At 62.5% G+C, this 13,335-nt stretch carries 13 protein-coding genes; 6 read left to right on the plus strand and 7 right to left on the minus strand.

Annotated elements, in window-relative coordinates; all coding sequences use genetic code 11:
* Positions 1–42: 42 nt before the first annotated feature.
* Entirely contained in the window at positions 43–1,257 is a 1,215-nt protein-coding gene (locus tag LK535_RS01525; protein ID WP_227770138.1) for an ATP-binding protein, read from the minus strand.
* 180 nt (positions 1,258–1,437) lie between these two features.
* Between LK535_RS01525 and LK535_RS01530 the strand changes: the two genes are divergently transcribed.
* The 4 genes from LK535_RS01530 to LK535_RS01545 are packed head-to-tail and all read left to right on the plus strand — an operon-like array spanning position 1,438 to position 4,000.
* A complete protein-coding gene (locus LK535_RS01530) occupies positions 1,438–1,839 on the plus strand; it encodes a hypothetical protein (RefSeq protein ID WP_227770139.1) in 402 nt (133 codons plus the stop codon).
* A gap of 3 nt (positions 1,840–1,842) precedes the next feature.
* Positions 1,843–2,109 carry an HPr-rel-A system PqqD family peptide chaperone gene (locus tag LK535_RS01535; protein WP_227770140.1) on the plus strand — a complete coding sequence of 89 codons (267 nt, stop codon included), beginning with the start codon at positions 1,843–1,845 and terminating at the stop codon, positions 2,107–2,109.
* Positions 2,106–2,954, plus strand: coding sequence for an HprK-related kinase A (locus LK535_RS01540; protein ID WP_227770141.1), 849 nt, complete (start codon positions 2,106–2,108; stop codon positions 2,952–2,954). Before LK535_RS01535 ends, LK535_RS01540 begins: the two co-directional genes overlap by 4 nt.
* A gap of 53 nt (positions 2,955–3,007) precedes the next feature.
* Positions 3,008–4,000, plus strand: coding sequence for a nucleotidyltransferase family protein (locus LK535_RS01545; RefSeq protein WP_227771031.1), 993 nt, complete (start codon positions 3,008–3,010; stop codon positions 3,998–4,000).
* Here the strand turns inward: LK535_RS01545 and LK535_RS01550 are convergent.
* Both LK535_RS01550 and LK535_RS01555 read right to left on the minus strand, forming a co-directional pair.
* Positions 3,945–4,295, minus strand: coding sequence for a hypothetical protein (locus tag LK535_RS01550; RefSeq protein ID WP_227770142.1), 351 nt, complete (start codon positions 4,293–4,295; stop codon positions 3,945–3,947). The two genes, LK535_RS01545 and LK535_RS01550, sit on opposite strands and share 56 nt — an antisense overlap.
* Positions 4,292–4,963, minus strand: coding sequence for an HAD-IA family hydrolase (locus LK535_RS01555; protein ID WP_227770143.1), 672 nt, complete (start codon positions 4,961–4,963; stop codon positions 4,292–4,294). The genes LK535_RS01550 and LK535_RS01555 overlap by 4 nt, the downstream gene beginning before the upstream one ends.
* Before the next feature lie 60 nt (positions 4,964–5,023).
* On the opposite strand from LK535_RS01555, the gene glmU reads away from it, so the two are divergent.
* Together glmU and glmS are read left to right on the plus strand one after the other, a co-directional pair.
* Positions 5,024–6,379: a bifunctional UDP-N-acetylglucosamine diphosphorylase/glucosamine-1-phosphate N-acetyltransferase GlmU gene (gene glmU / locus LK535_RS01560; protein WP_227771032.1), complete on the plus strand. Its 1,356-nt coding sequence runs from the start codon at positions 5,024–5,026 to the stop codon at positions 6,377–6,379.
* Positions 6,380–8,197, plus strand: coding sequence for a glutamine--fructose-6-phosphate transaminase (isomerizing) (glmS, locus tag LK535_RS01565; RefSeq protein WP_227770144.1), 1,818 nt, complete (start codon positions 6,380–6,382; stop codon positions 8,195–8,197). It abuts the gene before it with no gap.
* Between the two features lie 81 nt (positions 8,198–8,278).
* Here glmS and LK535_RS01570 read toward each other — a convergent pair whose 3' ends face one another.
* The 4 genes from LK535_RS01570 to LK535_RS01585 all read right to left on the minus strand — a co-directional run bounded on the left by LK535_RS01570 (position 8,279) and on the right by LK535_RS01585 (position 13,304).
* Positions 8,279–9,505 carry a M20 metallopeptidase family protein gene (locus LK535_RS01570; protein WP_227770145.1) on the minus strand — a complete coding sequence of 409 codons (1,227 nt, stop codon included), beginning with the start codon at positions 9,503–9,505 and terminating at the stop codon, positions 8,279–8,281.
* A 155-nt stretch (positions 9,506–9,660) separates the two neighbouring features.
* Entirely contained in the window at positions 9,661–10,668 is a 1,008-nt protein-coding gene (locus LK535_RS01575; protein ID WP_227770146.1) for a zinc-dependent alcohol dehydrogenase family protein, read from the minus strand.
* The gene (locus tag LK535_RS01580) at positions 10,665–11,189 is read right to left on the minus strand and encodes a peptidylprolyl isomerase (protein WP_321576526.1); all 525 of its coding nucleotides are present in this window, start codon (positions 11,187–11,189) and stop codon (positions 10,665–10,667) included. The genes LK535_RS01575 and LK535_RS01580 overlap by 4 nt, the downstream gene beginning before the upstream one ends.
* Before the next feature lie 867 nt (positions 11,190–12,056).
* Positions 12,057–13,304 carry an acyl-CoA dehydrogenase family protein gene (locus LK535_RS01585; protein ID WP_227770147.1) on the minus strand — a complete coding sequence of 416 codons (1,248 nt, stop codon included), beginning with the start codon at positions 13,302–13,304 and terminating at the stop codon, positions 12,057–12,059.
* Positions 13,305–13,335 lie beyond the last annotated feature (31 nt).

Below are 13,335 nucleotides of genomic sequence, written 5' to 3' on the forward strand. Positions count from 1 at the left end.
TTGCCCTCGACGCGCCGCCTCTGTGACACCCGCGTTACTGCTTCATGACAGCGGTTGCCCGGCGTTGATGGCGGGCGCGCGGAGGGTGACGGTGACGCGCGTACCCTCGCCAACGCGGCTAGCAATATCGAGGCGACCGCGGTGGCGTTCGACGATATGCTTCACGATAGCCAGGCCAAGACCGGTCCCGCCGACCGAACGGCTGCGACCAGGATCCACCCGGTAGAAGCGCTCAGTGAGGCGAGGCAGATGCTCCGGGGAAATGCCGTCTCCCTGATCGGCGACGATCAGGCGGACGGCGTCCCCATCCCGGCTAATCGACACGCGGACGGGCGTACCCGGGTGACCATATTTCATCGCGTTGCCGATGAGGTTGTGAAGCAGCTGAGACAGCTGCGTTCTGTCCCCGAGCACCGGAATGCTGCCGGATTCATGCTCCAGAATGATGTCTCGCCCACGCCCGTCATGCGCTTCTGCAAGCTCAGCATGCGTGTCATCGACTAGGGTCCCAAGATCAACGATGTCCGAAGGAGCGCGGAATTTCTCTGCTTCGATGCGCGAAAGGCTCATCAAATCATCGACCAAACGCTGCATCCGCCTAGCTTCATCGAAAACGATCTTGAGAAAGCGCGCCCGTACGACCGGATCATCCCCGGCAGCATCTGAGAGGGTTTCGACATAGCCCAAGATCGAAGCAAGCGGCGTGCGGAGTTCATGGCTAGCATTCGCCACGAAATCGACACGCATGCGCTCTGCCGCATGACTACCGCTGCGATCGGTGAGATGAACAAGGCGACGACCGTCACCGATGGGCGCGATTTGCATCTCCCACCGCTGCGCCACCGAGCCAAGCCCGGTAAGCGCAACCGGGCCAGCGCTTTCCTCACTTGCGAGGAGCCCGGAAGCAGCCGGGTGTCGGATCGCCGTCCGCGCGTCTTCACCGACCACATGGGAGCCAAGCAGCGCGCGAGCGGCACGGTTTGCGCTGACGATCCGCGATCCCAGCAGGATCAGCACCGGCTCGCCGAGCGCATCGAGCACTGGCTCCATCATTGGTGAGTTCGCCGGGAGAGCGGAAGGGGCGAGCCGATCTTCGTCCGAGGAACGTCCGCCAGCACCGGTCAGAGCAGCGGCGATCGCCCCCGCGACGCTGATGATAACCGCATCAGGTCCGGCCCCGATCACGGCCATAATCGCGGCGGTTGCCGCAACAATTCCGAGCGCGGCCCACCCGCGCGGAGAAATAATCTGGCTCATGTCCTTGGCCTGGCGCCGCTGTCCGCAAGGATCCCGTGGGTAGGGCGCGGCAGGGGTGATTGTCCATCCCGGGGCGCAGGCGACGCCGTTTACCCGGGCGTCCCATGGCGGCACGGGTTCGCCACGGTTCTTGTGCGCGAGTTAGGATTATGGAAGGGCTTTGAGGAAGAAAGAGGCCAGATGAGCGATCCCATCGATCATGATCAGCCGGCGCAGCCGCAGCGTCGCCGCGCCCTGCGCATCGGTGCCGCGGGCGCCGTAGCGGTGGTATCGATCCGGCCGGCGATGGCCCAGGCCTACGGCTCCGTGCTGACGTGTGAGGTCCCGGTACCTGATCCCGGAAGAGCAGGTGGTTATATCGATCCCTCGGGGAAGGTCGTACCGGCCGGTACGCGCGGCGCTTATGCTCCACCTGGCCACCCGTTGAAGGGTGAGGATATCCGACGTGCCCTTGCAACCGGCGGGAACTTGCCTGGGGTCGATTACGAGCGGAGCCGCGCCTATCTGAAATATGTGCAGAACCTGCGTAGCGGGACGACTGGCTTCACCTGCTTCGCCTCCCTGCAGATGCCGCGGCGCTAAGTGATGGGCGCGACGCGCTATCGCGCGCCGCAGGCTTCGGACCTGTTGATGGTTCACCTCGATGAGTTGGTCGCGGTTTTCCACCGCGCGTCGGGCATCACGCATCTCGTCGCCTCGCCTGTGCCGGAGTTGCTGACGGCGCTGTCGGGGCGGTGGTTGACGCTGGACAACATCGAGCAGGAGTTTGAGCTTGTCGACGGAGATCGTACCGGTCTCGCGGCGATCATGGATGAACTCGCCGCCGCCGGACTGATCGAGCGACGAGCATGAAGCACGTGTTTGGCGTTCGGGTTGGGCCGGTGACGTTCCGGATAGGCAGCGTCTGGCGAGAGCCAATCACGCAATTGCAGATACTGTATCGTGACTACCCGCAGGATAACGGCGTGCCGGATTTCACCGTGCGTTTGGCGCCGCTCAGGGCCTGGCGTCGCTGGATACGTCCTGCCGTCACCATCGAGGGCGACTTTGCCATTCCCGATGCAGCGCCCTTACCGCTGGACCAAGGCCTGCTGGCCGCGGAAATGGGAATGAATCTGCAAATGGCGCTGGGGCAGCGACGGTTTCTGCTGCTCCACGCCGCGGCAGTAGAGCGGGACGGTCGCGCAATCGTGCTGACCGGGGAGTCCGGTGCAGGGAAGTCGACGCTGGCAGCACTTCTGCAAGGCCGTGGATGGCGCCTAATGGCGGATGAGTTCGTGCTGCTCGACCTGGCGTCTGGCATGATCCATCCATTTCCACGTCCAGTGAGCCTGAAGAATGACGCGATCGAGGTGGTCGCGAAGTCACTGCGCCATTCGCAATGGGGGCCGCTTATCAGCGACACCCCCAAGGGAACCATCCGGCATCTGGTGCCGCAAGCGAACGCCTTAGCCGGTGCCGAGCAACCCGCCCGGCCGATATTGCTGCTATTCCCGCGCTTTGGTGCTGCGCCAGATCAACGGGTTGTGGGCGCGGGTGAAGCCTTTGTCAGGTTGACGCAGGCGTCGACGAACTACGTAGGTTTGGGAGAGCGCGGCTTTCTTGCCCTGACCGGCTTGGTAAGTGACGTGACGCGGGTGGCGATCGACTATCCAGATGCTGACACCGCGGCGGCGATGATCGAGGCGCTGTGGTAGCCCCCGCTCTTACCTTGACCAGGCTTCTCGCTGATCCGACGATCGCATCGTCGATGGATCTGGACGCGTGGACGGCCGTGCTGGCGGTGGCGCGCGCCGAGCAGTTAACCGGCACATTGGCGATGCGGCTCGACGGTCTTGTGCTCCCGCACCGCGTATCTGCGGTGCTCGAAGATGCGAAGGCGACCGCATTGGAGGGACGCCGGCAAGCGCTCTGGGAAGCGGAAATGGCACGGCGCGCGTTAAGCGGAGTGATCGAGCCGCTGATCCTGTTGAAAGGAACCGCGTTCGCGGCGGCCGGGCTTGATGCGGGGCAGGGGCGATCGGTCGGCGACCTCGATATTCTCGTTCCGCGGGCAAAACTGGCGGAGGTAGAGGCGGCTCTGCTGGCTCACGGATGGGTGTGGGTGAAACCGGACCCCTATGACGATGCCTATTATCGGCAGTGGATGCACGAGCTGCCTCCGCTCATTCACCCGGACCGCGACCGGATGATCGATGTTCACCACACCATTTTACCGTTAACCGCCCGCCGAACACCGAAAGCGGACCAGCTGATTGCCAACGCAGTGCCGCTTGGCAGTGGTTTTGCCGTCCTCGAAAGCTCGGAGATGGTCGTGCATGCGGCTATCCACTTGTTTGGCGATGGCGATCTCAGCGGTGGATTGCGCAACTTGTGGGACATTGATCGCCTGTTGCGCGAGTTCGGCGAAGAGGATGGGCACTTCTGGACCAAGCTCGGCAGCTTTGCAGCCGAGCATGGCGCGGTGGACGTGGTGGCGCGGGCCGTTCGCCTATCACACGCACTTTTTGGTACCCCGGTGCCGGCTGAATGGGCGGGCATGAAGCCGATGGATCGCATGTTCTTGAGGCGCTTGCTGGCGCGCGATGGCTGGGGCCAGGAAACGCGTCCCGCCACGCGGCTCGCCTTCTACATACGGTCACACTTGCGGCGTATGCCGCCGGCCATGTTGGCTCGGCATCTCTGGGTCAAATGGCGGAAGAGCGCCGGCGGTAAAGGGCGACCGCAGCAAGCACGAATATGATAACGGCAGTGTCGGCTGCCCAGTCCATGATGTCGCAGGTACGGTGCAGGGCAGGGATCGACTGAACCACTTCGATCATTGCCCCGAGGAATGAAAGCCGCTCGCCAATGCGGATCAGCGGCGTCTCGGGATAAGCCGCTACCGAAAGAACGGTTAGGGTCAGGAAGGCGAGCATATGCTGATACTTGTCGCCTTCGATCGGGATGCTCGGCGGATGCGGAAGCAGCGCCATGACCACCACGAACACACCGACCGCGCCGAGAAGCAGGCGCCACATGGGACGGGATAACGTCATCCAAGCCGCTCCAGAGCAGGCACCAATTCGTCAAAGTGATCGATGATTGCCTCCGCGCCAAGCTCCTCGACGGGCTGCATCAGGAACCCAAAACGGCACGCGACCGCTGGGACGTTCGCCGCGTGGGCGGCAGCCACGTCATAGATCGAGTCGCCGACGAATGCTGCGCGGCCGCCGCCGGATCGTTCAATCATCGCGCGAATGGGGGCTGGCGATGGCTTGCTGTTGCCTGGTCCAAGCGTGTCGCCGCCGATCATACAGGAAAGTCGATCAAGAAGGCCAACGTCACGCAACACCTCTCGCGCAAATCCCTCCAGCTTGTTTGTAACAACGGCCACCTTCACGCCGAGGTCTTCCAAGGCGTCAAGCGCGGCAAGGGCGCCCGGAAACGGTGCCGTGTGGATCGACAAATTGCGGGCGTAGTGATCAAGAAGAATGCGGTGTAGCCGGTCGAGCAGCTGCTCATCCGAGCCGCCGGTTGCCTCAAGCCCTTGCGCCAGCATGTGTCGCGCGCCGCCGCCGATCATAGGCTTGATGACGGCGACCTCGAGCGGTGGCCGATCCGCTTGGGCGAGTGCGTGATTCACCGCAGCGGCAAGATCGCCACTCGTGTCGAGAAGCGTGCCGTCGAGATCGAAGCCGACTATGTCGAAAGGAAAGCGCTGCATCGTGCGGCGGCGTGGCCGCTCACTATGGAAATGGCAAGCGTGTGGTGGCACAGGCGCGCCATGACGAGCCGTTCTCTCGCTGTAATCGTGCTTGCTGCCGGCAAGGGCACGCGCATGAAATCCGCCACCCACAAGGTGCTGCACCCGATTGCGGGCAAGCCCATGTTGATCCATCTTCTGGATAGCGCCGCAGATCTTCAGCCTGTGCACACGGTCGTTGTTGTGGGTGCAGGGCGGGAGCAGGTGGAAGCCGCAGTCACCCACCTTGGGGTGCGCGTCGTTCACCAGGCAGAGCAACTGGGCACCGGACATGCGGTGTTGCAGGCAGCCGCAGCATTGCAGGGCTTCGACGGCGACGTCCTGATTCTCTATGGCGACGTTCCCTTGGTGGCGGCGCAAACGATGCGTCGAATGGTTGACCGCTTGCATGAAAGTGATGTGCCAGCCGCGGTGGTCCTTGGGTTCCGGCCGGAAAATCCTGGTGCCTACGGACGGGTGATCGTGGAGGCGAACGGCCGCATCCAGAAGATGGTCGAATTCAAGGACGCGTCTAATGAGGAGCGCGCGGTAAATCTTTGTAATTCGGGGCTGATGGCTGTTGCCAGCGCAGACCTTTTCACACTTCTCAGTCGCGTTCGGAACGACAACGCGGCGGGCGAATACTACCTGCCCGATATCGTGATGCTCGCTGCCGCCGACGGCAGAGCCTCAGCGGTGATCGAAACGTCGGCTGAGGAAGTCGCTGGGGTGAACAGCCGAGAGGAGCTGGCCGCGCTGGAAGGCGCTTGGCAGTGCGCGCGTCGGAAGCAGGTGATGGGCGAGGGCGCCAGCCTGATTGCTCCGGATACAGTCTGGTTCAGTCACGACACGAGGATTGGCAAAGACGTTCTGATCGAGCCTAACGTGATCTTTGGTCCGGGTGTCAGCATCGGTGATAACGTGACTGTTCACGCCTTCAGTCACCTTGAAGGCGCGCGGGTGGAAGAAGGAGCTTCTGTCGGCCCCTACGCCCGTCTGCGTCCGGGCGCAGTGATGGAGCGTGGCTCTCGTGTCGGCAACTTCGTCGAGATGAAGAAAGCTGTGCTAGGCCCCGGCGCAAAAGCCAATCACCTGACCTATCTTGGGGACACGGAGATCGGCGCCGGCGCAAACATTGGCGCCGGCACCATCACCTGCAACTACGATGGGTTCTTCAAGTACAAGACGGTAATTGGGGCGGGCGCGTTTATCGGGTCGAACTCGGCCCTGGTTGCGCCTGTCTCGATCGGCGATGGCGCGATCGTGGGGGCGGGTTCCACGATCACCGCGGACGTTCCGGGCGACGCTCTGGCGCTTGTCCGTCCTCCTCAGACCAGTAAGGCAGGGTGGGCGGAGCGATTTCGAACCCTGATGCGTACGCGGAAGGAAGAAAAGTAAATGTGTGGAATCGTTGGTATTCTGGGCAGCGAACCGGTGGCCGACCGGTTGCTCGATGGCCTCAAGCGGCTTGAGTACCGAGGCTATGACTCGGCTGGGATCTGCACCATCCACGATGACCAGTTCGATCGTCGTCGCGCACCGGGCAAGCTGAAGAACCTGGCGCAGCGATTAATGGAGGATCCGCTGCCGGGCTTCGCGGGGGTTGCGCACACCCGTTGGGCGACCCACGGAGCGCCCACGGAGGACAACGCCCATCCGCATATCGTGGGTGACGTGGTGATCGTCCACAACGGAATAATCGAGAACTTCAAGCCGTTACGGGACGAACTTATCGCGCAAGGTCGAGAGTTTCGTAGTCAGACCGATACGGAGGTCGTCGCTCATCTGATTGCGCGCGAGATCGAGGGCGGCGCGGAGCCGCGCGCGGCGCTCGCGGCGGTTCTGCCGATGTTACACGGTGCGTTTGCGCTTGGCGTCATGGTGCGCACTCATCCCGATCTGTTGCTTGGTGCGCGCCTTGGAGCGCCGCTGACCGTTGGGTACGGCGATGGCGAGAACTACCTCGGGTCGGACGCACTCGCGCTCGCGCCGCTGACGCAGCGAATTGCGTACCTTGAAGAAGGGGACTGGGTCGCGATCACGCGTGAGGGCGTTGAGGTCTATGATCGCGACAACAATCGAGTTGAGCGTCCGATCGTCAATTCCGGCGCTTCCGGGCAGTTGATCGACAAAGGCAATCATCGCCATTTCATGCAGAAGGAGATCTACGAGCAACCGGTCGTCGTTGCGCAGACGCTGCGCTCCTACCTTCGGCCGTTGGAGGCTCAGGTGGCACTGCCGGACATGGACTTCGATCTCTCCAGCATCGAACGGGTGGCGATCGTCGCGTGCGGTACGGCAAGCTATGTCGGCATGATCGGGAAATATTGGATCGAGCAGCTCGCGCGTGTTCCGGTCGAGGTCGATGTGGCGAGCGAGTATCGGTATCGTGACCCTGTGCTGCTGCCGAATACGCTGGGCATCGTGATCTCCCAGTCTGGCGAGACGGCGGATACGTTGGCTGCCCTACGCCACATGCGATCCGCAGGCGTGACGACTGCCGGCATCATCAATGTGCCGACCAGTTCAATGGCTCGCGAGGTTGACCTGCTGTTGTCGACCCATGCGGGGCCCGAGATCGGTGTTGCGTCCACGAAGGCGTTCACGTGCCAGCTCGCCGTCATGGCTGCGCTCGCTACCAATCTGGCCCGTGCCAAGGGACGCTTGGAGGACGAGGCGGAGATCGTTCGGCAACTCCAGCAGGTGCCGGAGGCAATGACCCAGGCCTTGTCCCACGATGCCGAGATCGAGACCATGGCGCCGAAGATCGCCGTGGCACGAGACGTCCTCTATCTGGGTCGCGGCCCCGAGTTTCCGCTTGCGCTTGAGGGTGCTCTCAAGCTGAAGGAAATCAGCTACATACACGCCGAAGGTTACGCGTCGGGTGAAATGAAGCACGGTCCGATCGCGCTTATTGATGATCAGGTTCCCCTGATCGTGATTGCGCCGTCTGGTCCGTTGTTCGACAAGACGGTCAGCAACATGCAGGAAGCGCAGGCCCGCGGTGCGCAAGTGGTGCTGATTTCTGATGCTGACGGTATCGCTCAAGCGGGCGAGAACACCATCGCCACGATTGAGATGCCAAAGGTGCATCCGCTGATCGCGCCGCTGGTTTACGCGGTGCCAATCCAGCTTCTGGCGTATCATGTCGCGGTGGCCAAAGGTACGGATGTTGACCAGCCCCGCAATCTCGCGAAGTCCGTGACCGTCGAATAAGCCTTCTTTACAGCGGGAGTGAAGTTCTGGCCGTTCCTGTTCCGGACCGGCCCTTCAATCCCGCTGTAGCAGCCGTGGGACTTAGTCGAAGCCGCGTTCCAGAAAGCGTTCGGCGAGGGCGCAATGCATTGCGATACCCTTCGCCATGACGCTTTCGTCGATGGTCATCCGTGTGTTGTGAAGCGGCGGGTTGGTCTTGGGATCGCTGTCCGGGGCGGCCACCCCGACGAATGCCATGGCGCCGGGAACTTCCCGCAAGACGTACGAGAAATCCTCTCCGCCCATCATCGGAGCGGGCATGGGTGACCAGCCCTTTTCTCCTGAAATTGATGTGGCGAGTTCACGCATCATCGCTGTCGCGCGGGGGTCGCAGACGGTTACGGGATAGCCTTCGTCAATATTTATCTCGGCGGTGCAACCGTGCGCCGCCGAGATGTCGTTGGCGATCTGGCGGAACGCCGCGCGCGCCTTTTCGCGTGTGCTATCCGAAAGGGTGCGCAACGTGCCCATGAGGCGAACGGAGTCCGGGATGATGTTGTGGCTGCTGCCAGCATGGATCTGTGTAATCGTCAGCACCGCCGGATCGGCCACCGGGATCCGGCGTGCGATGAAGCTCTGCAATGCCGTCACGATTTCGCAGGCCACAGGGATCGGGTCGATGCAATCGTGGGGCATGGCTGCATGCCCGCCCTTACCCTTGATGTTGGCGATCAGCGTGTCGGTGGAAGCAAGCAATGGCCCTTCACGACCGACGAAGACCCCCCCCGGCGCATTGGGCGAAATGTGCAGCGCAAATGCTGCGTCGGGACGCGCAACCTCCAACAGCCCGTCCTCGATCATCCAACGAGCGCCGTGGTGACCTTCCTCGCCAGGCTGGAACATGAACACAATTGTACCGGGGAGTTGATCTTTACGCGAACATAAAGCCCGCGCTGCGCCTGCCAGCATGGCGGAGTGGGCATCATGCCCACAGGCGTGCATCGCGCCCGGGATCGTGGAGGCGAAATCCAGACCCGTTTCTTCTGTCATCGGCAAGGCGTCCATGTCGCCGCGCAACAGGACGGTGCGCCCGTTATCGCCAGCCTGCGCTTGTCCACCGCGAAGGATGGCGATGAAGCCGGTCGTAGATTGACTGTCATGAATCTCGAGTGGCAACCCGGCTAGGGAAGCCTTCAACTTAGCCGTGGTTTTCGGACAATGAAGACCAACCTCGGGCTCGGCATGGATGGCACGTCGGAGCGCGATCGTATCCGGAAGCACGTTCTCGCCGAGTTTTGGCCAATCCTGAAGCGCGGAGGGAGCGTTCATGAGCATTCCTTTCGATGCTCAAGCTTAGTCCGATCCGCCGCCGACGCAAACTATGAGGCTATTGGCCAGAGGCGGAAAACGCTGTCGCCGTCGTTGCACGGGCGCTGCCGACCGCTCGGCCTGGCACGGGCCCACAGCGATCTCCGGTCTCTCCATCACCAGCTAACCACGATCTTCCCGAAGTGGCTGCCACTTTCCTGATGACGAAAGGCGTCCGCGAGGTTTTCAAACGCGAAGGTTCGATCAATGACCGGCCGCACGCCATTGGCATCAAGCGCACGAACAAAATCCTCCTGCTCTTGCCTGCTGCCGACAATTAGTCCTTGTAGTCGCGCCTGTTTGGCCATCAGCAGAGCGGTTGGCACTTCGCCGCTCACACCTGTCAGTACACCGATCAGGGCGACGTGGCCGCCGATGCGCACGGCCTGCAACGACTGCCCCAGGGTTCCCGGCCCTCCAACCTCAACGACCACATCCACACCTCGGCCGCCGGTCAGTTCCATTACCTTCTGGCCCCACTTGGGCTCACTGCGATAGTTGATCGTGTGGGTTGCGCCGATGTCCTTGGCGCGTGCCAGCTTTTCGTCCGAAGAAGAAGTAACAATGACCTGAGCGCCCATCGCGCGTGCGATCTGGAGGGCGTAGATCGAAACGCCGCCGGTGCCGAGCGCGAGAACGGTGTCGCCAGCCTTCAGTCCGGCGTCCACGACAAGCGCTCGCCACGCCGTTAGGCCGGCGGTCGTAATAGTCGCGGCCTCCTTGTGGCTCCAGCCGGCGGGCGCCTTAGTGAAGGCGGTGGCAGGGAGGACAACAGCATCCCGCGCAAAGCCATCAATTCCGTCGCCCGGCACTCTGCGAAAGTCCCCGACCGTGGGTGGTCCCGCCTGCCAATCCGGAAAGAAGCAAGACACGACGTGGTCGCCCACCTGAAAATCGGTAACGCCTTCCCCGATTGCTTCAACGACGCCGGCGCCGTCCGCCATCGGAATGCGGCCGTCCGCCGTCGGTGACTTGCCGGAGCAGACCAGGTAATCATGGAAGTTCAGCGAGGTAGCATGAAGCGCTACCCGGACTTCTCCGGCCTTTGGCTGGCCAGGATCGGCCTGTTCGGATACGGTCAGGCGATCGAGACCGCCAGGCGCGGCAAGTTTGATCGCCCTCACGATGCAGGGCCCCCTGCCGAGGTGGCGGTGCGCCGGGCAGTTTTCACCGGAATCGTCGGCTCCAGCATCTGACCTTTCATGATCCCTTCTCCCTTGGTCGGTGATGTGGGCATGTCCATGATCCGATGCACCACATCCATGCCCTGGATCACGCGTCCAAACACCGCATAGCCGGGGTTCGCACCGTCTGCATCCATAGCTGGCGTGTTGCCGACAATGATGAAGAAGTCGCCGCGCGCGCTTCCAGGTGCCGCCATCGCCATCGAGATCGCTCCATCGACGTGGCTTAGCCCGGTCTTGCTGGTCGGTTCATGGGCGATCGGGGACAGGGTGCGTTTTGGATCATTCTGGGTGCCGAACTGAATGAAGCCATAGCGTGGTTCCGCCTGGATCTTCACCGTGCGATAGAATGACGTTCCGTCCAACCGCTTGCCGTCCACATATTTCAGGAAGTTAGCAGCCGTTGTCGGTGCTTTCTCCGTTTCGATAGCAAGTACGATCGGTCCAGCGTCGGTGATCAACGTGACCTGCGTAGTCGCTGCAGGTGTCGGAGCTGGCGATGCGCTTGGCTGGCTTGGGGGCGGGGGCGCCTGGGTCTGAGCAACAGCGGGCGCGGCTGATAGCAAACCGACGATCAAGGCTAACGTGCGCATCAGGCAACCTTTACCGCCAGAAGGGTGACGCTTTCGGCCTGGCTACCGGAAAGCTGCACGGTGTAGTTGCCGGCGGGGAGAACAAAATCGATCATCTTGCGGATCCCTGTGCATCTGGGCCCATTGCTGTGAGCTGAAGACTGCACGAGCTTGCCGTCGCGGATCAAGTCGATCCACGTGGGTTCCCCAAGAGCCAGCCGGTACGTGCCGGGCGCTGCAATGACTAGCGTCAGGGTGCCGCCATTTGGACCGACGGTCTTAGGTGCGGGGCTTAGCTTCAAGTGTCTTGCCGGGTGCAGAGACGCACGTACCGCTTGGCCCGGGCGAATGGTCGCGCCGCCTCCCGGCTCCGTGCCAGCAGCTACCGGCGCTTGCTCTGCCCAGCCGACGAGATCCGCTGGCAGGGCCACCCGCACGTTCGCGCAGGCGGGGTCAAGGGCAGGGTCTTGCCCTTGAGCCGGAACGGCGGCCACGAGCAGGGCGGTTGCAGTAACGAGACGCATCGAAGCTCCTTCGGGAGCCGGGAAACTCCTGAACGCGTGAAGTGACGTTTTGACACATCTTTGACAGCGATGCTCGCGTGCGAGCGGGTCGCCAGTGTCGGGCAAGTTGCTCTCGTGCCGATATAATCGCCGGCCCACCCGTTCCGGCTGCAGGTCGGGTGATCGCGGTCGATTGAACCGCAAAGAACAGCCCGGTGAGCCGGTTGGCTAGCTCACCGGGCGCTGAGAGCAGTCAGGCCCTGGTGGGGATCTTTTCGAAAGGAACGTCCTTGTCGACGCGGACGTCGCCCGGCAGGCCGAGAACGCGCTCGGCGATGATATTGCGCAGGATCTCGTCCGTTCCGCCCTCGATGCGGGTCGCTGGGCTGCGCATCAGGGTAGCCTGGAAGCGAGCCGCGTGCGCGGCCTGTGCCGGGTCTGTGAGTACGCCAGTCTCTCCTTGCAGATCGATCGCGAACGTCGCGATCTCCTGGCTGGTAGCACCGGCGACGAGCTTGCCGATCGAATTCTCTGGTCCGGGCTCCTGCCCCTTGGAGAGAGCCGTCAAGGCACGCATTGAAGTGTACTTCAAGCCGCTTGCTTTGGTTGCCCAGTCCGCGAGCCTCGACCGGATGGCGGGATCGTCGACCAGACGGCCACCATCACGGCCGGGCGCGCGAACCGCATAATCCAGCAAGGTTTCAAAGCCGGTGGACATGCCGGACCCGATCGACAGCCGCTCGTTCATCAGCGTCGTCAACGAGACCGTCCAACCCTGGCCAACGCCGCCGAGGCGCTGACTGTCTGGAATGCGCAGGTCGGTGAAGAATACTTCGTTGAAGCCGGATTGGCCGTGAGCCTGAAGGATGGGGCGCACCTCGATACCCGGCGAGCGCATATCGACCCAGAACATCGTCAGCCCCTTATGCTTGGCGACGCTGGGATCGGTGCGGGTGAGCAGAATGCCATATTGCGAAATATGAGCGCCGGACGTCCAGATCTTGGAGCCGTTGATCACCCACTCATCGCCATCCTTGACAGCGCGGGTGCGGAGACCGGCGAGGTCGGAGCCGGCGGACGGTTCGGAGAACATCTGGCACCAAATGTCTTCGCCCGCGGCGAGCGGCGGAAGGAGGGCCTGCTTGTCCTGTTCGCTGCCCCACGCCATCACCGTCGGACCGCACATGCCCTGACCGATGATGAAGGTGAAGGAAAGCTGCGCATATACGCCTTCCTCCTGGTTCCAGATGACCCGCTGCATTGGTGTGGCGCCGCGGCCGCCATATTCCTTTGGCCAGTGGAGGCAGGCCCAGCCAGCGTCATACTTCTTCTTCTGCCACGCCTTGCTCTCCGCGAGCATGTCAACGTCGGCGATATCACCGGCTGTACCATGGCCTGAGCCCGAGAGGATCGGGTGGAGGTGCTTGGGTGCGTTGGCGTCAATCCAGGCGCGCGCTTCTGCGCGGAAGGCGGCTTCTTCGGGAGTGTCATCGAAGTTCATGAGCGTGGATCCTCTGTCCTTTGCCCGGCCG

Origin of the sequence: Sphingomonas sp. IC4-52 (assembly GCF_020707225.1) — a bacterium.
Taxonomy (GTDB): domain Bacteria; phylum Pseudomonadota; class Alphaproteobacteria; order Sphingomonadales; family Sphingomonadaceae; genus Sphingomonas.

Bases quoted from the DNA above. Each gene is read 5' to 3' on its own strand.
- LK535_RS01550 (WP_227770142.1), bottom strand. From the start codon at position 4,295: ATGACGTTATCCCGTCCCATGTGGCGCCTGCTTCTCGGCGCGGTCGGT.
- glmS (WP_227770144.1), top strand. From the start codon at position 6,380: ATGTGTGGAATCGTTGGTATTCTGGGCAGCGAACCGGTGGCCGACCGG.
- LK535_RS01540 (WP_227770141.1), top strand. From the start codon at position 2,106: ATGAAGCACGTGTTTGGCGTTCGGGTTGGGCCGGTGACGTTCCGGATA.
- LK535_RS01535 (WP_227770140.1), top strand. From the start codon at position 1,843: ATGGGCGCGACGCGCTATCGCGCGCCGCAGGCTTCGGACCTGTTGATG.
- LK535_RS01585 (WP_227770147.1), bottom strand. From the start codon at position 13,304: ATGAACTTCGATGACACTCCCGAAGAAGCCGCCTTCCGCGCAGAAGCG.
- LK535_RS01545 (WP_227771031.1), top strand. From the start codon at position 3,008: ATGGATCTGGACGCGTGGACGGCCGTGCTGGCGGTGGCGCGCGCCGAG.
- glmU (WP_227771032.1), top strand. From the start codon at position 5,024: ATGACGAGCCGTTCTCTCGCTGTAATCGTGCTTGCTGCCGGCAAGGGC.
- LK535_RS01555 (WP_227770143.1), bottom strand. From the start codon at position 4,963: ATGCAGCGCTTTCCTTTCGACATAGTCGGCTTCGATCTCGACGGCACG.
- LK535_RS01525 (WP_227770138.1), bottom strand. From the start codon at position 1,257: ATGAGCCAGATTATTTCTCCGCGCGGGTGGGCCGCGCTCGGAATTGTT.
- LK535_RS01570 (WP_227770145.1), bottom strand. From the start codon at position 9,505: ATGAACGCTCCCTCCGCGCTTCAGGATTGGCCAAAACTCGGCGAGAAC.
- LK535_RS01530 (WP_227770139.1), top strand. From the start codon at position 1,438: ATGAGCGATCCCATCGATCATGATCAGCCGGCGCAGCCGCAGCGTCGC.